The sequence below is a fragment of the Arthrobacter sp. UYEF20 genome, from assembly GCF_040546335.1.
Classification (GTDB): Bacteria; Actinomycetota; Actinomycetes; order Actinomycetales; family Micrococcaceae; genus Arthrobacter.
Genome location: NZ_JBEPNP010000025.1, coordinates 1 through 17,842, shown reverse-complemented (window position 1 = coordinate 17,842; position 17,842 = coordinate 1). Strand labels below are relative to the sequence as shown.

The following is a 17,842-nucleotide window of genomic DNA, read 5'->3' as shown; positions in this document are numbered from 1 at the left end:
TGATGCGGGCCAGTGCCACTCTCCTCATCAGTGCAGACGACTTCTGAAAATGACAACCGTTGTCACCGACTAAACACGCGACCTTGTTGCGTTAGACCTCCCGAGAAGGTGCCCGCTCAGGGATCGGCTTGCGGGCACCGACGGGCCATTGCTGCACTCGGTGTCGTAGGCCTGCAGTATCATCAGCGCATGGCTCAATGCACAGCTCCAAGAGATGGCCACCGCACTGCAAGCGGTCGGGCGAACTGCCCTGCATGCTCGTCCGGCTATGGGCGTTCTTCATACTCGCCGCCTCGGTCGTACCCGTCCTACACCACACCGGCCGCGCCTGTGCGGAGGAGCGGGGGTCTGTCGGGCAGTAGCGGGGGCGGGGGACGTGGTGTCGCCCGCCCGGCTTGGCAGCCCAGCGGGTCGACTGCCTCGTACACGGAACAGCAGGTGCGCGACCTAGAGTCTGTCCGCGCGGCGACTGTCTTACGGACTCAGGTGAATGACGTTTTCCTCTGTCACGCCTGGCCCGACCGTCAGGCGGCCGCAAATGACGTCTACGAGTTGCTCCTCGGAAAAAACGTGTCGGTGTGGTTCAGTGAGGTGAGCCTGAGACCTGGCACGGACATGCGAGTAGCCATCGACCGTGGATTGGTGAGTTCGCGCATGGGGATCGTGTTGGTGACGCCCGCCATGCTCGACAAGCTGCGTACCGACCGCAGCATTGCGAGCAACGAGCTCAGCGCTCTGCTGCGCCGGAGCCTCTTAGTACCAGTCATGCACGGGGTAACGTTCGAGGAGCTCGACCAGGTCACCCCGACACTCGCGTCGCGTGGTGGATTCAGCACAGCCGAAGAGCCCATGGAAGACATCGTCGTGAAGATTGCCGAGCTCGTTGGAATCGTTACGGAGGAAGAGGCTGACGAACTCAGCATGAAGTCGGCCGCCCAGTAGCGCCGAGTAGCAAGCCTCCACGACGCCTCGATGGCCCAACCAGCAACAACCCGATGAACCAGCGCCAAATGCTGACGGGCCGGTTAACGACATCAGCGTCGTGCCCGTAAGCCGGTGGCTGAGCGGACGCCGCGTCCGGTAAAGGATCGGTCAGCGGCCAGTTGTAGTCGAGTATGGAAGACTCCCAATGTGAATACCCCTCCCACGGGATCCCTGCACCATATCGAGGTGTGGGTCCCTGACATCGACCGCGCCAAGCAGGAATGGGGTTGGATTCTGCCCCGATTGGGATACTCCACCTACCAAAGCTGGGACTCAGGAATCAGCTGGCGACTTGACCAGACCTACATAGTGGCTGAACAGTCACCAGCCTTGAGCAGCCGGCAACACGAGCGCACAGCACCAGGCCTCAACCACCTGGCGTTCCACGCCGGAAGCCCAAAAGACGTCGATGCGCTTGTCGTGGAAGGCGCTCGTTACGGATGGATGCCGCTGTTCGAGGACAAATATCCGTACGCTGGCGGCCCTGATCACTATGCCGCTTACCTCTTCAACTCAGACGGCTTCGAGATCGAGCTCGTAGCCGCCGGGTAAGCAGAATGCCGCCAGTGTCCGGTGAAGGATCGACCTGCGTGCGAACACCCGTTGTGATTAGGAGTTTCTCTGTTGTTCTGCAAACCGGGCCACAGCAGTAGCATCCTGCTTGTGGAAAGTACGCCAGTCTGAGCCAACGTCGATCCAACGCGCGGGTTGACCAACTTCCGGCAGCAGCTTCATTGCAGGATCGGCGATCGCCCAATAGGACAAGTTCAGTGTCGCTGACCAATCCGATCGGTATGAGCGGGCAGCAGCGAACGCCGGGCGGTCAGCAACGACTAGTTCAAGACCTGTCTCTTCGGCAAGTTCGCGAACGGCGCCCTCGCGCGGGGTCTCCCCGGGTTCCACTCGTCCACCAGGCGGCACGAGGCCCCGCCAGCGATGCTCAACGACGAGTATGCGCTGGAAATCTGGTGGGAACACCCACACATCCGCTGCCAAGGGGCGGGGATCCGCTCGCCAATTGGACTGGAACCACACCAGGAGTCCGTCTTCAGCTACGTGCGCGGTGGACACGTCATGGATGGCCGCATCAACGCCCCGCTCGTCGTGCAGCGCCGGCGCGTGTTCGGGAGTAAGAGGGCGGAGCCCCGAGCGTATTGTCGAGTCGTCGGCGTGGATGTTCGTTGAGGGCACCCTCCAACCGTACGTCGTGAGTTCCGCCGCAGCGTCCCGGTAAAGGATGGCTCATCGGAAAAGGTCCGCTCGTTATAGCATCGTCCGGTGATTGTGGCAGTTGAAGGCCCCAGTGCGGCCGGGAAAACGACGTGGTGCAGAACGGCTGCGTTCGACTTCGTGGCGGAATACGCTCAAACAGGTACCGAGCCGGACGGAAGTGACGCTGCGCGCCAGGCGCGTTACTGGACCGACGTCAATACGGCGCGCTGGGCACAAGCGCTGGATCTTGAAGACCGCGTGCGAGTAGCGATCTGCGACTCCGATCCGATGAAACTGCACTACTCGTGGTGCTTGGCGCGGGTCGGCGCCGCCCCGGCTTCCCGATTCGCTCACGAGCTAACATGCGTACGCGAGGCAATGGGCCACAAACAGCTCGGATTTGCAGACGTCGTGCTGATGACAATGCCCGATGAGACAACTTTGCGGCTACAGAAGGTAGGCGATTCAACCCGGTCTCGGCGCTCATTTGAGCTTCATGCGAAGCTGCGCGAGCCCCTTAGTGAGTGGTACCAGTCCCTGAATCGGCTGAGACCGGGGCAAGTCGTGTGGGAGCTGCCTGAGGACGGCGTCGGCTCGATCGGCGTAACAGCGCCCTGTGCCGGCCGGTACGATGTGCGGGTTCTCGATTCACTGGTAGGCGAGCTGCCCGAACTCAAGTGAGGTGTCCCCGTAGCCGACCGGCTTCGGGCACAGCGATGCACTCGAAATAGAGTCATTGGATGCTAACGCCACAACCGACTGACCGATTGCAGTTCCGTGAGATGACTGAGGCCGACCTCGACAACATGACCGCGTTGCTCGGAGACCCCGAGGTGATGCGCTTCTACCCTGCACCCAAGTCCCGGGAGGAAGCAGCAAGCTGGATTCATTGGAACCAGGAGAACTACGCGGAGCACGGGTACGGCCTATGGATTATCGAGACACATGACGGAGAATTCGTAGGCGACTGCGGCCTGACCTGGCAACAGGTGAACGGCGCGCAGAAACTTGAGGTCGGATACCACGTGCGCTCCAACCTACACGGCCAGGGCTACGCGACAGAAGCAGCCACTGCTTGTCGCGACTACGCCCGAGAACACGTTGACGTCGCCGAGCTGATAGCCATCATCCATCCGGATAACCAAGCTTCTGAACGGGTAGCTGAGAAAATCGGAATGCACCGTGTCGCTGATGATCGAGGCGGTAACATCCCCGTCCGAACAGTCCTCAGCATGCAGCTGTAAAAACGTCCGAGGCCGCCAGCTGGAGGATCGGCTACCGCAGTGCCCAACAGTGCCCGGTAAAGGATCCTTCGACGGACGCTACTTCACGGTCCTGTGCCAACTGCTCAGGGATCCGGTGCTGGATTGGTGAGATTCCATTTATTGAGGAGCACTAGGCTTGCTCGGCTGGCCGCCAGCTGGAATGTTGTGCCGTCTGAGCTGAGGGTCACCACGAGACCTCCGGGAAAAACAGTCCAGGGGGCTTTTACAGGCTTTCCAATGGCCGTGGGTGCTGAGTAAATTTCCAGTGGCCCCGCAAGAGGCCCGTTCTCGCTTGCACCCAGCTGGAAGATTAGCCGGTTTGGCTCTGCTCTTGCATAACCTCGGGCCCATCTACTCCGGAGTCCGGATCCGGGCTCTCTGTGGGCGCATTCGAACAGGCCTCGTTCCGCGTCCTGAGCTGCCCGCTTCTTTTGCAGGGGGGCAATGACAATGAGCTGAATGGCAGTTATGAGGACGATGCCAGCCGTGATCATGATGGCCAACGTAGGCCACCAGCCCAAAACGGCCTGCAAAGGGACAAAGAGGACGCCGGCCAAGACGATCAGCGGCAAGGAACCGAAGGCATCGTATGCCCGTTCCAGGCGACTCCTCGGCGTTGGTTCCAAGTCCGGTTCGCGCATGGGAAACCTGCTTCCTGTGATGTCACATCAACGACATTGCCGCTAAAGCAGCCGCGAAAATTGACGCTGCCAGGGACGCTAAGGTCAACGCTGTGAAGAACGCTGCGGCTAGCAGCGTTGACCTTCAAGAGGCCGCGCAGCTGCTCGCAGCAGCAGAGCAGAAGTACGCCAAGGACTACCAAGCCGCACTACGTGCAGAGTGGTCAGAATCTGACTTGCGCGGCTTCGGTCTGGATACGCCGAGCAGGAAGGCCGGCGGACGGCCCCGTGGCAAAAAGACGGCGCGCGAAACCTCGGCCACAACAACGGGATCGGAACAGTAGCCCCTCGCCCACGGCACGGCAAAAGCTAAATCCTTCGGCCTTTTCCCGCACACATGTGGACGACGGGACCCAGCTGACCGCCTGCACACAACCACCACGTCACCACCGGGATAAACCTCACCAGGGCGAGCGGTGGCCGTGCACAGCCTCGAAAGTTGTGCCCTCACCCGTGTTACAACCTTGCCCCGTTTCCCATGGTTCAAGACTGGCGTTGCCGTCGCGCCGTGGGGGCGGGGCCGGGTCTTTTTCAGCCTCGACGACACACACTGGCCGCGCGGGGCTGGGGGCGTGCAGGCACAGGAACCACGGCTGCGGGGAGACCTCTCAAGCGGCAGGGGGATTCACGTCGGGGTACTCCCAGCGATCACCCAAAACCCACCACCCAGCCCACACCAGAAACGACAAAAACCCAGGGAGAGCCACGTGGGCAATCGATCCTGGGATAGCTTTGCCTGATGACAAAAAATGGCCCTTTGAGTATCCAGAGGATTGGCCCTGAGGGGCTCCCTGGCAACACCGAGGCGATGGAGGAACTACTCAAGGATCACTACTATCGTGTGGACCCCGCCGAGTATTTTGAGCGGAGGCTTTGGGGCATAGTCGCCTTGGCCGATATGAAAGCCGGCGCAGTGAACTGGGACAGCGCCGATGGCGATTCGCTCTTCGCCCAGTTCAGGGGAGTCCTGAAAAACAAGCGCTTCGCCCCCGATGTTCCACCAGGTGAAACCCTGAGTAGCCGAACGATGGCTTCCATCGAGTCCTACACATTGATGCAACACGTAATCGAAACCGCGCTGCGCCTTTTTGTGGCCAGCGGAGAACGGGTTACAGGCAGCAGCCTCATGATGAAGCTGGTCAACATGCGGGATGCGACAGAGTTCCGAGTTGCGCTGAAACCTCTCCTGGGAGCGGCAGCAAGGCACACGGTGCAGACGTTGATGTTTCCGCCTGAGCTTCGTAAGGATGAATCAACCGAAGCAAAACAAGAGATGAAGCAACATCTGGCCTTTTTAACAGCATGGCTCTCATTTTTCGCCCGGTTCTATTCCGATGATGAGTTCAATGGGGCGCAGGGAAACAACCAGCTCAAACACGGGGCAACCGCTTCACCCCGCGACGATCTAGGCATCGTCCTTCACACCGCCGACGAACGTCCGCAAAGCCTAAGCGAGAAGGAATGGAAGTCCGCCGCCGCCGTAGTGAATGCGGAATCAGTTAGCTATGTGGTTCAGGAGCGGGGCGCCAAGGGTACCGTTCCGGGACTCAACCTCCGGACGGACAACTCTGACCCGGCCACGAACCTGGCAATCGCACAGGTTGGCATCACCATCGTGCGTTCACTCTGGCAAATGTCTCAGGTGGTGGCCTTCCCAAACACTGAACGAAATTACGAATACGACTACTCCCCGATGCCGGATGAACTGTTCGAAGCTTCGACTAAGCCTCCCCGTGCGGTCCTTCATCCGCTACTCAAACCCACTCCGCGTCAGCCACAAGCCAACCAACGACGGAAGCGTAGAAGCTGAGCACAACTTTCGAGGCTGTGCACGGCCACCGCTCGCCCTGGTGAGGTTTATCCCGGTGGTGACGTGGTGGTTGTGTGCAGGCGGTCAGCTGGGTCCCGTCGTCCACATGTGTGCGGGAAAAGGCCGAAGGATTTAGCTTTTACCGTGGGCGAGGGGCTTTAGACGATTCTCTCGGCAGTGTTGCCCTGGTTTGGCAACGGTGGCTTACGCTCCGGTAGTTGCCTTAGAGCCTTTTCGCCGGCTGCAATCATTTCCTCGATGCTGGCCTCGACGTCGGGGCTTGGTTCCAGTTTTCGTGCCACCCGGAGATTGTTAATGAACGACGCGGCCCACTCGTTCGTCGCGTGGTGGGCGTCCTCTATCTGCTTCATCGTGTGGCCGGTGCCGTTCAGCTGAACCATCGTCTGTTCGAGCAGCCCGTTGATCACTTTGTGCTCGACACTCATCCATCTGTCGAGTCGCTTGTAGTGCTCGCTGGTTACACCATCGACCAACTCCATCATGGATGAACGAACACGCACGAGAACTGGCCGCAGGTCCTGGGCAAGAACATTGGCTCCCACAACGTCCTGCATGGCACTAATGACTTCGCTCCACAGTTCTCGTTGCCGTGCCCGTGCGCCTTCCTCTTCAGCTCGGACCGCCCGCTGGTCGGCTGCGGCCGCGCGCTTGTCCGCCCGCGTGGCGCGACGGTTTGCACGGACGGAGATGACGAAGCCGGACAGGCCTGTTAGGCCGCCGAGGATGGCAATTCCGGTTGTAAGTGCGTCCATGGCGCGAGTCCCCTTTGAGCGATGTCCGGTTAATTCTCGCTGCTGCCTGGAGTAAATCAGTTCAAGCGGATTGTTCAGCCTGTTGTTTCCGCAGGGCGCGGCTTATGCTCATCCGTCCAACTCCGAGAACCTGGGCGATTTCCGTGATGGGTGTTTTCTTCGCGTGCATGGTGCGTGCGGCGTTCACCTGAGCTGCGGTCATGGTGGATGGCCGTCCGCCGACGCGGCCGCGAGCACGGGCGGCTTCAAGCCCGGCCCGGGTGCGTTCAAGCATCCTGCTGCGTTCATGTTCTGCCAGTGCGGAGAAGATGTGAAAAATCAGTCGGCCGTCTGCGGTGGTGGTGTCAAGGAAGCTCTCGGTGAGGGACTTGAACTGGATGCCTCGTTGGTCCAGTTCCGTCACGATGCGGGCAAGGTCTGCAGTGGATCGACCCACGCGATCCAATTTCCAAACCACCAAGACGTTTCCCGGTTGGAGGAAGTCTAAGCACCGCTGCCATTCGGGGCGGTCCTGCGTCGAACCGGAGGCATAATCGGTGAAAGTGCGGATGACTCCGGCCCGGTCCAGTGCGTCTTGCTGCAGCTGAGGGTTTTGCTCAGCTGTGCCGACGCGGGCGTACCCTATGAAGTTCGCAGTCACCGCGATTTGTCCTGTTCGGTGCCTCGCCCCTTGGTCTGCTTCGCTGCTTCAGCTGCAGGCGCCTGGGCCGGGGGCCGCAGGGCATCACGTGGCGAAACCGGGTAGGAGGCGTGTACCAGCTTCATGACCTTTTCCATGCGGGGATCCACGGCCGTCGATTGTTCCTGGTTCTTCTGGGGCGGGTGCTGGCCAAGTGTCGGCGGGTTGGTGCGCAGCTGCTCGGCCCATCCGCTGAGCCGGGATTTCAGTTGTGCCAGTTCGTGTTCTCCGACGCCGTACTCCTGCACTCGAAGAGTGGTGGAGATGCGCTTTACTTGGTCGAGCTGCGCGGCGAACATTCCGACATCGAAACCGGGGTCGCGGTCAGCTGCGATGTCGAGCAGTTGCCCGTCAGTGAATCGCTTGGATTCCCTGATGGCGTCAAGGTCAAGGTAGTCGCGGACTTCACCGCGGCTGTAGACAGCAACGACTTTGCTTCCCACGGCGTCCTCCAGGCTCAGGACCGGGCCGATGGAAAGGGTTACCGGCTCAGCCGCGCGCCAGTCGACACCAAGGTCCACTTCCACGATTTGGCCGGTAGGGGATGCGACAGAGAAGTTCGCGAACTGCGGTGCGTTCCTGACCTCCACGACCTCGAGGCCGCGCTCCCGCATAGCGGCCGCGAGACGTTGTGTTGAAAGCGCGAAAGCCTCGGTGCTGGTGACGGATGTGAACAGGTCGATGTCCTGTGTCGGGCGGTCGATGATCCCGTGTTCACGGATGGCTCCGGAGCCTGCCAAAGCAAAACCTCCGCTGGCCAAGGCATCAAGCGCCAGGCGCGTGACATCACGCTGGTATTCGACGTCCGACATTAGGAGTGCTGCGCCAGCTGCGGGAACTTGTTCTCCCACAGATCGCGCACGCGAACAGGAAGCATCAGCTCGTCCCACATCTTCACCAAAAGGCCGGCGTTGAGCAGCTGCTCCTGGTCCGCCCGCGTACCTTCACGCAAGATCGCCTGATACGCCTTGAACACACCCTCGGGCTGCCCCAGATCGCAGTCCGCCTGCGGACCCCAGTACACGTGGTGAGGCAGCGTCAGAACGCCCTCCCCCGGCCCCCGCAGGGCATCAAGACTTCCGGCCACCTCGTAGGGGATCACGTCCTGTATCAGGACCCGTGGCTCGTTGGAGTGGTCACTTGCGTGCCTGGGCTTGAGGGTCGGCATTGGTCTCTCCTGTTAATGCGGCGTAAGTTGCCGCTGCGCTTAGATTAGCAAGAGTGCACGAAACTCAACACAGCGCGCCGTTGTTCATTCTTCCTGTTTCGTGCAGAGTTTCGTGCAAAAGCTGGGGGTTGGATTCCCCAACATGATGTCATCTTCAGAAGTCGACTGCACTGGATGTCAGAAGTCATCTGCACCGGGATAGTCGGTCCGCAAAGAGAACCTTTACTGGGTGCGCACCTAAGGTCCATGCACCGTCGAACGGACGAATAATAGTGATGGTAAGTCCACTACTCAGTGCCGTCTGCTGAGCCTGTGCTTGAAGGCCGGAAAACGGACTGGCAAGGCATCACCGCCCGGTGAGTTTCCAGCGAACGGGGCTCAAACCATCGTGACCGTCGCCGGCATCATCATTGCCGCCTGGATAGCTGTCCGGGTCGCAGCAATGCAACATGACAGGCAGGTCCACCAGACGTTGCTGATGCCCTCGTAGTCCTTGAAGATATTTAACCACGATCTACGGCCACCCCCACATCAGCGCCGTGACCCGGGCGTAACAGCGATGCCGACCAGAACCTCTGCTACCTGGCCCCAACGGCTTAGCGTGACTTCCCGAACATTTGTCCTCAAGCCCCAACTAACTATGGCCGTCAATTCCTCATTTCCGGTTGGGGCTGGGGGCATGCCACCGGAAACTCGATCAGTGCGAGAGGTGCACGGCCCTGCCCAAGACTCGCCCTTTGGGACTTTGCATATTTTGCTTAGCATTGCGTCTTGTGCCCCTGTTTCAGCTGCCGTTACCGTATTTGTATAGCCATGCAAATCGATTGGTATGGCTCGAGGAAGGAAGCGACATGACGCGGGTCAGTATCAGCGATGTCGCCTCCGACGTGGGTGTGAGCGAAACGACGGTGAGCCACGCTCTCAGTGGCAGGCGTCACGTTGCGGAGGCGACCATTGTTCGGGTCCGCGAAGCGTCCGAGCGGCTCGGGTACCGCCCCAGCCAAGTGGCCCGTTCACTACGGACCCGGCGTACTTACACCACGGCACTCATCGTTCCGGATCTGTGCAACCCCTTCTACCCCTCGCTGGCCCGGGGACTACAGGACGTGCTCTTCGAGCGCGGGTACCAGACATTGATCTGCGACGCGGACAGCCGACCGGACCGAGAAGAGAAATTCTTCGATGAAGTGATCGAGCGTCAGGTTGACGGGGTTGTGATCGCCCCGTTATTGGGGACCGTGCCATCCAGGATTCTCACAGCGCCGGAATTAGCGGTCGTGGTGATCAATTCGTCTCAGAGAGGGCCGAAGTTGGCGATTCAGGCGGACACCGTGTCCACCAATGACGAAGCCGGAATGATGCTCGCCGCGCAGCACCTGATTCGCAAGGGGCACCGTCGAATCGGCTATATCACCGCGCCGATGCACGTCGGTCCCGCCCAGCGCCGGTTCGATGGGTTTCGCCGCGCTCTCCGTCAAGCCGGCTATCAGTATGACGATGGCATCATCGCGGCCACTACGTTCACCCGGGAGGGAGGCTTCAGAGGTCTGGAGCAGATAATGCGGGCACCGAATCCGCCGACGGCCGTCCTGTGCGCGAACGACCTCATTGCGATCGGGGCCATGGACCTGGCTGCCGCGCGCAACATCCGCATCCCGGACGATCTCGCCGTCGTGGGCTACGACGACATCGAACCCGCTTCCCTCGTCTCCCCGCGGTTGACGACGGTACAAATCCCGACCCGCGACATCGGGAAAGCCAGTGGAGACCTACTGGTAGGGAGAATGACCGGCGCCTACAGGGGCCGCCCGCGGGAAGTGCAAATCGAGAACACCCTCATCGCTCGCGACTCCACATAGAGGTCCAAGCACCAAGCGAACAATCGCATTTAGCAGTCACGAGTTATACAACATCAAGACGAAGGAGTCCCTCAATGACGCTCAAAAATGCCCGGCAGCGGCCACTGGAGCCGCGCCGAATGGGATCTAAAATCGCGGCCATTAGCCTAGGAGCCGCCCTCCTACTCACCGCTTGCACCCAGGGGGAAGGAGGAGGCGTCCCGGGTGCACTGAACGTCTGGTACCCGCTACCGACCGGTGGTTCGTCCGCTGACGGCGCAGCGACCTACAAAGAGTTCGCGATCGACCCGTTCACCGCTCTTCATCCCGAGGTGAAGGTCAACGCCGTTCCGAACAATGTCGATACCATCGATCAGAAAATCCAAGTGGCTTTGGCCGCTGGGGGCGGGCCCGACCTGATACCCACCCCTGGTACTTCGAATGTCGTTCCTTTCGCATCAGCGGGCTATCTAGCGGACCTCTCCTCTACCGTCGACAAATCCAACCTCAAGAGCCGGCTGCTGCCTTGGGCTCTAGACATGGGGTACTTCAACGACAAACTTGTAGCACTGCCGACCTCCTATGAGAGCCTCGTGCTGTATTACAACAAGACCCTTTTTGCCCAGAACGGGTGGAAACCTCCGACCGACCGAGCCTCTCTGGAAACCCTGGCCGGCGAGATGCAGTCCAAGGGAATCACACCCTTCGCCGCGGGGAACGCCTCATACCAACCCGGAACGGAATGGCTCGTTTCGGCGTTCTTGAATGAGGTCGCCGGACCACAGAAACTGCACGACGCGCTCAGCGGGACGATTCCGTGGACTGACCCGGCCATTGCGTCCTCAATCGAGCTGCTCAAGGAGTACTTCGACAAGGGATATTTCGGCGGTGGGGTAAAACAGTACTTCACTACTCAGGACCCACAGAAGTATGCCGCCTTCGCAGACGGGAAAGCAGGTATGTACATCTCCGGTAGTTGGGAAATGTTCTCCCTCCCGGAGTACTTCGGAGCGAATGGCAACACGAACGACTGGGATTGGGCTCCACTGCCAGCCCTTGCCCCGGGTGTACCAAGTGACATCTTCCCGCTTGCCGTGGGCGGCACCATCTCGGTGAACGCGAAGTCGAAGAACATCCCGGCGGCGACCTCCTACATTGACTGGATGTTCTCAGACACGAAGACCATGTGGGCCGCCGCGGAGGCTAACGGCTCGCAACCGCTGCCGGTCAAATTCACGGCCTCAGATGTCCCCTCCGGCATTGATCCCCGGTACTCCTCGCAGTATCTCGCGATCAACAAGGCTTCCGAGGAGAAGAAGGTCGGCTACGTCACCTGGACATCGTTCGGGCCGAAGGCCAATACCTACATCGTCGAGCACATCGACAAGGTCCTGAACAGCGATCTCTCCGTGGGCGATTTCACCGCCGGAATTGAAAAGGAGTTCAGTTCTGATAAGTCCGCCGGACTCGTTCCGCCTCTGTTTGAAACCGGAAAGTGACGATGCGGGTCGTGGCAATCACTGATAGAAATGGGCCGGCTCCTGCGATGGTGGAACAAATACCGACCAGGCGGGTGAGCAGCATGGGACGATCGGTCCGGCGGCGCCGCCGCACCATTGCGTTCTTGTTCCTTCTCCCCGCGCTTGCGGTAAACCTCCTCGTCATAGGCGGCCCCGGGGCGAGCAGCCTGTACTACGCCTTCACGGATTGGAACGGTTTCACATCGCCAGAGTTCACCGGCTTCGCGAACGCCGCGAGGCTGGCCGGTGACACGGACTTCTGGAACGCCATCGGACATAACTTCATCTATATGATCTTTTTTCTTTCCGTGCCTTTGGTTATGGGACTAGCGGGTGCGTTTATGCTGTCCCGCATCCGCCGCGGGGTGACTCTCTTTCGGGTTCTCTTCTTCATCCCCTACCTGATCGCAAGCGTCGTGAACGCCCAGATCTGGAAAAACCTGCTCGACCCGGTGTCCGGTCTCGCCGCGCAGCTGAACAAGTTTGGGATCCACGCCTTGGATAACATCTACTTCTTCGGGGACTCGGACCTTTCCCTGTTGAGCGTCGCATTCGTCGACAACTGGCATTTTTGGGGCTTCCTGGTTGTCCTTTTCGTTGCTGCGATGCAGGGCGTGGACGGAAGCCGCTTCGAGGCGGCCCGCATCGACGGGGCAAATGCTTGGCAGGAGTTCTGGCACGTCGCTTTGCCAGGAATCAGACCGACCCTGATGTTCGCTGTCATGATGATTTCCCTCTGGTCACTGCTGGCCTTTGACTACGCCTACGCGCTGACCGGAGGCGGTCCGGCCGGGTCGAGCGATCTCGTATCCCTTCTGGTGAACCGAACCGCATTCGGGTCACTCGAGGCCGGGTATGCCGCCTTCATTGCCTTGGCGATGTCAGCGCTCGGGGCAGCATTCCTCGTGATCTTCGCCATCATCCGCCGAAACGAGGACGAGACAAATTGAGTCTAGATACCAGCATCATGCGTCGGCTGCGCCGCCAGAGCCAGCGATCCGATTCGCGCCCCGGCGGTATAGGCCGCACACCGGCCTCATACACGTGGCTGACGCTACTCGCCCTTTTCGCCGGCCTGCCCCTGCTCGTCCTGCTCTTCAACTCCCTGAAAAGCGGCTTGGAACTTGGACAGAACCCACTCGGACCTCCCGAAACCATCGACTGGGGCAACTACTCCACCGCCTGGGAAACGGGTAACCTCGGCCAGGGCATGCTCAATAGCCTCGTCCTCGTTATCGGAACCGTCATCGGTGTGTGGATCTGCGCCGGCCTGGCCAGCTACTCACTGGCGCGACTGGACCTGCCCTTCAAGAAAGCTTTCGGGTCATACTTCTTCATCGTGATTTCCTTACCCGTGCAACTCTTCCTCGTTCCGCTCTTTTTCCTTTGGTCAAACCTTGGACTGATTGACACCCTGCCCGGCCTGATCATTATCTACATCGCGCTCAACACCCCATTCGCGACCCTGCTCTTGCGGACCTTCCTCGTCGGGCTTCCCCGCGAGCTGGATGAGGCAGCCCGCATAGACGGTGCCAACGAATGGCAAATCGCCACGAGAGTCATCCTGCCCCTTGCCAGACCCGGATTCCTCACGGTCGGCCTGATCACCGCCCTCGGCGCCTACAACGAACTCTTCTTCGCCGTTACGTTCATGCAAACCCCATCCCAACTCCCCATCGCGGCAGCCTTTTTGCAGTTCAGCCAAGGGAACACGCAGCTCTACGGGCTTGTGAACGCCGCCGGCGTGGTCATGATCATCCCCGTCGTCATTCTGTTCCTTCTGATGCAGCGACGTTTCATCAGTGGAATGGCATCTGGCGGCCTCAAGGGATAGACCACGGCCGTTTCCACCCCGGACCATCGGCGCCCTCCGACGCCTGGTACAACCTCGGACGTCGTCGACAGACGAACCAAATCCAACCAACTGGAGCAACTTAATGAACGACAACGCAATCAACGAGAGCCTCAGCATCATAGCTGGAGCGGGATACGCTGAGCAGGTCTATGCTGGCCTGCTCGGAAAAGTCATCGGCGTGTATCTCGGACGTCCCGTCGAAAACTGGACCTACGAAAGCATCCAAGAGCGACTCGGGGACATCGAGTACTACGTGCACGACAAGCTGGGCGTGCCGCTTATCGTCACAGACGATGACATCGCAGGAACGGTGACGTTCCTCCGTGCCGCTGAAGACAGCGGTCGGGGGTACGACACCAGCGCGATGGACGTCGCCGCATGCTGGCTCAATTACCTGATCGAGAACCGGTCCGTGCTTTGGTGGGGCGGTGTAGGGAACTCCACCGAGCACACCGCGTACATGCGCCTCAAGGAGGGCTACCAGCCGCCCTACTCCGGCTCCATCGAACTCAACAGCAAGACCGTCGCCGAGCAAATCGGTTCACAGATCTTCATCGACGGCTGGGCGATGATTGCACCCGGGTCCCCCGATCTCGCTGCGGAACTCGCCCGACGGGCCTCCACCGTCAGCCACGACGGTGAAGCGATCTACGGCGCACAAATGCTTGCGGCCATGGAATCGATGGCTTTTGCGACAGCAGACATCAACACCATTATCGAAGCGGGCCTGGCTCAGATCCCGACCGACAGCGTCATCGCCATGATGATCGCGGACATCCGCCGCTGGCACGACACGGAACCGAACTGGCGGAAGGCCCGGGAGAACCTCCAGGCCAGCTATGGTTACGAGCTCTATGGCGGTAACTGCCACATGGTGCCCAACCACGGTCTCATCATCCTTGCGTTCCTCTACGGAAACGGCGACTTCTCCCGATCCATGATGATCGTCAACACCGCAGGGTGGGACACCGATTGCAATTCCGGCAATCTCGGATGCTTGCTCGGCATCATGCACGGTCTCGCGGGACTCGAGGCAGGGCACGACTGGCGCGGCCCCGTCGCCGACCGAATCTACGTGCCAACTGCCGACGCCGGAAGCGGAATAACTGACGTCGTTCTGGAATCCCTACGGATCACCAATATTGCCCGCGCCGCAGTCGGGCTCGAACCCCTGGCTCCGAAAAACGGCGCTCGGTTCCACTTCTCCTTTCCCGGGTCCATGCAGGGGTTCACTGTTCTGGGCGAAGGATCGGTGTGCAACGCAGAGCTCCCTGACTCGTCCGGGGAGCGCGGGCTGCTTATTACTGGCAGCGAACCAATATCGGTTGCTACCCCAACGTTCATTCCCCCGGAAGCCCGCACAATGCCAGGCGGTTACGCCCTTGACGTCTCTCCGACCATCTACAGCGGCCAGGAAATGACAATGGAGTTCCTCGTCGCCTCCGATGACTTCGACACCATCACCGACGTGACCGCTTTCGTGCGTCACTACAACGGCGAGGACGAGTTGGTGGAGGTACAAGGGCCGGCTCAGGCCGTCACCGAAGGACGGAACTCCCTCTCTTGGATCATTCCCGACACCTCAGGCCAGCCAATCGCCGACATCGGAATAATGGTCCGGCCGCGCCCCGGCAAGATAGCCCGCCTCTTCCTTGACCGGGTCGACTGGTCCGGGATCCCGACCATCAGCCTGCGCCGGCCGGCCGACGGCGGCACCATGTGGCGCCGCGCTTGGGTTGACAACCTGGATCACCAGGAATGGCAATGGCCTGAAAGCTTCCGTCTCATCGCAAACACCAGAGAACGACGCGTGATGATTACGGGGTCACTTGACTGGCAGGACTATGCCGTCGAGGCCGCACTCACTCCGCACATGGCTGACAGCATGGGAATTGCCGCCAGGGTGCAGGGCCTTCAGCGGTATTACCTCCTGCGGTGCGACCGCGGTGGCGAACTGCAGCTGATCAAACGCGACGGGGAAGACCGCGTCCTCGCCCGGGCCTCGTTCCACTGGCGCCCCGAGGAGCAGGTACGCCTACGGCTGGAAGTGAACGGGGGAAGCCTGCACGGATTCGTTGACGGGACGCTTATGCTTTCGGCTTCGGATGACTTGCGACCGCTGCTTACAGGCGGGGTGGCAGTTGCTTGCGAGGCCGGTCGCGTTGGCTGCGACGAGGTGAACGTCGAACCTCTGGTCCCCTCGGTCGAAGCCGCGGTGGCCCGTATGGACCTGCAGATCGAAGCGGACGCTTCGTTGTGAGTAACGTCGCCGTAGTCGGATCGGCCAAACTTGACCTTGTCATTGAAGTTGGCCGGCCCCCTGAAGCCGGTGAGACGGTCCTTGGGTCTGCTTACTCCGAGACCCCCGGCGGCAAGGGCCTCAACCAAGCCACCGCCTCTGCACGGATCACGACCACGTCGTTCATCGGAGCTGTCGGGACGGACACAGCGGGCAAGTACCTCACCGATCGGCTATTAAGTGGCGCTGTGGGCATCGGACAGTTGCGGCGCGTGGACCTTCCAACAGGGCGCGCCATTGTAGTCGTCACCCCCGAAGGGGAGAACTCCATCATCGTGCTCCCGATGGCGAACAGCGCATTGCAACCTGACCACGTCGGTCAGGCACTCACAGTTGAAGGACCCAGCGTCGTCATGTGTCAGCTTGAGATCCCGATCGAATCCGTAGCAGCCGCCGAAAGCTGGTGTGTGAAGAACGATGCCAGGTTTATCCTGAACCCGAGCCCAGTGGCGGACATTCCTCCGGTCCTCCTGAACTCCGCAGACCCCCTCGTCCTGAACCGAACCGAAGCAGAGGAACTGCTGGGCGCCGCGCACGGTCTTCATACAGGATCCGAACTTGCACAACTACTGGCCGCCCAAGCAAAGTCCGTTGTAGTAACGGGTGGCAGCAGCGGGGCGTGGGTAGTCGACCAACGACAAACAGGTCACATCCCAGGACTGGACGTTCCGGTCAAAGACACGACAGGCGCTGGCGATACTTTCACAGGCACCCTCGCCGCCCACCTTGCCCTCGGTGCCGAGCTCATCGACGCCGTCACGCACGCAAACGCCGAAGCTGCCCGAATCGTTCAACTGGATCGCCTCGCCCGGTAGAGGTGGAGCCGCACCACTCAGTTACCCCGGCACAGGCCTGAGTATGTGCAGATACTGAAAGACATCTGGAGGAACCTGACATCGAAGCGGGCGGGGCGATCGGGAGCAAACCCAGCCGATCGCCCCGCCTTCAGCATCGGAGTGTCGACCTCACGGCAACGACGGGGGCTGGATTCGAAACAGACAAGAACTCTAAGAGAGACCGAATATGAACGAGGTTGTTTGCGTCATACACGCCATATCTTCAGCAGACATGGAGCAGCAGATCGAGGAAGCCGTTGTTAGGGCCCAAAGGCAAAGTACGGAGTGGCGAAGAGTGGGGATCGTAATCACACGCCACAGTCACAGCCACTTCACTGTGGAACTGGATTCTGACATCCCCTACGGCGAGACCCATGAGCGCTACGCAGAGAAGTCGCAAGAAACGTCAACCGATGAGGCAAACAAGGCTTTGCCGCCTTCAAGCATGTTCGGTTCCACTGATTCTGCCCCCAAGCGTCTGTAATTCCCATTCTCAATCTACTTGCCCGGTGCCGGGGTTCCGAAGGTGCGCTAGTACGTGTTGAAGCGAGATGCTAACTTTTCCCGTTCTTGGAAACGAAGGATTTCAAGAACAGGTTGATTCGAGAATGGTGGTGCCCGCCGCGCACTGCTGCACACCGGCGCCGTTCCGTGGGAAACCGCCCTTGCGATGACAACCGCCGACCATGGGCCATTGTTCTCATAAATAGTTCTCGAAACTGTACAGTCGAGCTGGAAGGCTGGATCGAGTTTTGAGAAAAGAGAACTGCCCGCATGACTACTCACCGCATCGGATACGCCAGAGTCTCCACACGGGACCAGAACCTTTGCGGCCGTATGGTTTTGTGAGACAGCTTGTTAGGAGCCCTTCTTCACAATGACCGACCGTAAGATGTATAGCCAGAAGTACAAGGACGACGCCG

The 17,842-nt window shown here is 60.1% G+C and carries 17 protein-coding genes; 12 read left to right on the top strand and 5 right to left on the bottom strand.

Annotated elements, in window-relative coordinates; all coding sequences use genetic code 11:
• Positions 1 to 189: 189 nt before the first annotated feature.
• Positions 190 to 942 (top strand): toll/interleukin-1 receptor domain-containing protein, encoded by a 753-nt coding sequence (locus ABIB26_RS20365; RefSeq protein ID WP_354247389.1) that lies wholly within the window; start codon positions 190 to 192, stop codon positions 940 to 942.
• 189 nt (positions 943 to 1,131) lie between these two features.
• The gene (locus tag ABIB26_RS20360) at positions 1,132 to 1,536 is read left to right on the top strand and encodes a VOC family protein (RefSeq protein ID WP_354247386.1); all 405 of its coding nucleotides are present in this window, start codon (positions 1,132 to 1,134) and stop codon (positions 1,534 to 1,536) included.
• A 57-nt stretch (positions 1,537 to 1,593) separates the two neighbouring features.
• Here ABIB26_RS20360 and ABIB26_RS20355 read toward each other — a convergent pair whose 3' ends face one another.
• Positions 1,594 to 2,019 carry an NUDIX domain-containing protein gene (locus ABIB26_RS20355; RefSeq protein WP_354247483.1) on the bottom strand — a complete coding sequence of 142 codons (426 nt, stop codon included), beginning with the start codon at positions 2,017 to 2,019 and terminating at the stop codon, positions 1,594 to 1,596.
• A 243-nt stretch (positions 2,020 to 2,262) separates the two neighbouring features.
• Between ABIB26_RS20355 and ABIB26_RS20350 the strand changes: the two genes are divergently transcribed.
• The 4 genes from ABIB26_RS20350 (at position 2,263) to ABIB26_RS20335 (ending at position 5,951) form a co-directional block, all read left to right on the top strand.
• Positions 2,263 to 2,877 (top strand): hypothetical protein, encoded by a 615-nt coding sequence (locus ABIB26_RS20350; RefSeq protein ID WP_354247383.1) that lies wholly within the window; start codon positions 2,263 to 2,265, stop codon positions 2,875 to 2,877.
• 59 nt (positions 2,878 to 2,936) lie between these two features.
• Positions 2,937 to 3,440: a GNAT family N-acetyltransferase gene (locus ABIB26_RS20345; RefSeq protein ID WP_354247380.1), complete on the top strand. Its 504-nt coding sequence runs from the start codon at positions 2,937 to 2,939 to the stop codon at positions 3,438 to 3,440.
• A 754-nt stretch (positions 3,441 to 4,194) separates the two neighbouring features.
• Entirely contained in the window at positions 4,195 to 4,425 is a 231-nt protein-coding gene (locus tag ABIB26_RS20340) for a hypothetical protein (protein WP_354247377.1), read from the top strand.
• A 455-nt stretch (positions 4,426 to 4,880) separates the two neighbouring features.
• A complete protein-coding gene (locus ABIB26_RS20335) occupies positions 4,881 to 5,951 on the top strand; it encodes a hypothetical protein (RefSeq protein ID WP_354247375.1) in 1,071 nt (356 codons plus the stop codon).
• Positions 5,952 to 6,109: 158 nt separating this feature from the next.
• Here the strand turns inward: ABIB26_RS20335 and ABIB26_RS20330 are convergent, their stop codons facing one another.
• From ABIB26_RS20330 to ABIB26_RS20315, 4 genes are all read right to left on the bottom strand, one after another.
• On the bottom strand, positions 6,110 to 6,724 hold the full coding sequence (locus tag ABIB26_RS20330; RefSeq protein WP_354247372.1) for a hypothetical protein: 615 nt from the start codon (positions 6,722 to 6,724) through the stop codon (positions 6,110 to 6,112).
• Positions 6,725 to 6,785: 61 nt separating this feature from the next.
• The gene (locus ABIB26_RS20325) at positions 6,786 to 7,364 is read right to left on the bottom strand and encodes a recombinase family protein (RefSeq protein ID WP_354247370.1); all 579 of its coding nucleotides are present in this window, start codon (positions 7,362 to 7,364) and stop codon (positions 6,786 to 6,788) included.
• On the bottom strand, positions 7,361 to 8,215 hold the full coding sequence (locus tag ABIB26_RS20320; RefSeq protein ID WP_354247367.1) for a nucleotidyl transferase AbiEii/AbiGii toxin family protein: 855 nt from the start codon (positions 8,213 to 8,215) through the stop codon (positions 7,361 to 7,363). Before ABIB26_RS20320 ends, ABIB26_RS20325 begins: the two co-directional genes overlap by 4 nt.
• Entirely contained in the window at positions 8,215 to 8,571 is a 357-nt protein-coding gene (locus tag ABIB26_RS20315; RefSeq protein ID WP_354247364.1) for a transcriptional regulator, read from the bottom strand. The genes ABIB26_RS20320 and ABIB26_RS20315 overlap by 1 nt, the downstream gene beginning before the upstream one ends.
• Before the next feature lie 851 nt (positions 8,572 to 9,422).
• Here ABIB26_RS20315 and ABIB26_RS20310 point away from each other — a divergent pair.
• The 6 genes from ABIB26_RS20310 to ABIB26_RS20285 all read left to right on the top strand — a co-directional run bounded on the left by ABIB26_RS20310 (position 9,423) and on the right by ABIB26_RS20285 (position 16,898).
• Positions 9,423 to 10,430, top strand: coding sequence for a LacI family DNA-binding transcriptional regulator (locus ABIB26_RS20310; protein WP_354247361.1), 1,008 nt, complete (start codon positions 9,423 to 9,425; stop codon positions 10,428 to 10,430).
• Positions 10,431 to 10,504: 74 nt separating this feature from the next.
• Positions 10,505 to 11,908, top strand: a complete 1,404-nt coding sequence (locus ABIB26_RS20305; protein ID WP_354247359.1) for an ABC transporter substrate-binding protein — start codon at positions 10,505 to 10,507, stop codon at positions 11,906 to 11,908.
• Between the two features lie 11 nt (positions 11,909 to 11,919).
• Positions 11,920 to 12,879, top strand: coding sequence for a carbohydrate ABC transporter permease (locus ABIB26_RS20300; RefSeq protein WP_354247356.1), 960 nt, complete (start codon positions 11,920 to 11,922; stop codon positions 12,877 to 12,879).
• A gap of 17 nt (positions 12,880 to 12,896) precedes the next feature.
• The gene (locus ABIB26_RS20295) at positions 12,897 to 13,763 is read left to right on the top strand and encodes a carbohydrate ABC transporter permease (RefSeq protein WP_354247353.1); all 867 of its coding nucleotides are present in this window, start codon (positions 12,897 to 12,899) and stop codon (positions 13,761 to 13,763) included.
• A 103-nt stretch (positions 13,764 to 13,866) separates the two neighbouring features.
• Positions 13,867 to 16,044 carry an ADP-ribosylglycohydrolase family protein gene (locus tag ABIB26_RS20290; RefSeq protein ID WP_354247350.1) on the top strand — a complete coding sequence of 726 codons (2,178 nt, stop codon included), beginning with the start codon at positions 13,867 to 13,869 and terminating at the stop codon, positions 16,042 to 16,044.
• The gene (locus ABIB26_RS20285; protein WP_354247348.1) at positions 16,041 to 16,898 is read left to right on the top strand and encodes a ribokinase; all 858 of its coding nucleotides are present in this window, start codon (positions 16,041 to 16,043) and stop codon (positions 16,896 to 16,898) included. The genes ABIB26_RS20290 and ABIB26_RS20285 overlap by 4 nt, the downstream gene beginning before the upstream one ends.
• Positions 16,899 to 17,842: the final 944 nt, after the last annotated feature.

What these genes read in the sequence shown, in the direction of transcription:
- ABIB26_RS20365 (WP_354247389.1), top strand. Translation starts at nt 190, where the DNA reads ATGGCTCAATGCACAGCTCCAAGAGATGGCCACCGCACTGCAAGCGGT.
- ABIB26_RS20345 (WP_354247380.1), top strand. Translation starts at nt 2,937, where the DNA reads ATGCTAACGCCACAACCGACTGACCGATTGCAGTTCCGTGAGATGACT.
- ABIB26_RS20335 (WP_354247375.1), top strand. Translation starts at nt 4,881, where the DNA reads ATGACAAAAAATGGCCCTTTGAGTATCCAGAGGATTGGCCCTGAGGGG.
- ABIB26_RS20330 (WP_354247372.1), bottom strand. Translation starts at nt 6,724, where the DNA reads ATGGACGCACTTACAACCGGAATTGCCATCCTCGGCGGCCTAACAGGC.
- ABIB26_RS20320 (WP_354247367.1), bottom strand. Translation starts at nt 8,215, where the DNA reads ATGTCGGACGTCGAATACCAGCGTGATGTCACGCGCCTGGCGCTTGAT.
- ABIB26_RS20315 (WP_354247364.1), bottom strand. Translation starts at nt 8,571, where the DNA reads ATGCCGACCCTCAAGCCCAGGCACGCAAGTGACCACTCCAACGAGCCA.
- ABIB26_RS20310 (WP_354247361.1), top strand. Translation starts at nt 9,423, where the DNA reads ATGACGCGGGTCAGTATCAGCGATGTCGCCTCCGACGTGGGTGTGAGC.
- ABIB26_RS20305 (WP_354247359.1), top strand. Translation starts at nt 10,505, where the DNA reads ATGACGCTCAAAAATGCCCGGCAGCGGCCACTGGAGCCGCGCCGAATG.
- ABIB26_RS20295 (WP_354247353.1), top strand. Translation starts at nt 12,897, where the DNA reads ATGCGTCGGCTGCGCCGCCAGAGCCAGCGATCCGATTCGCGCCCCGGC.
- ABIB26_RS20290 (WP_354247350.1), top strand. Translation starts at nt 13,867, where the DNA reads ATGAACGACAACGCAATCAACGAGAGCCTCAGCATCATAGCTGGAGCG.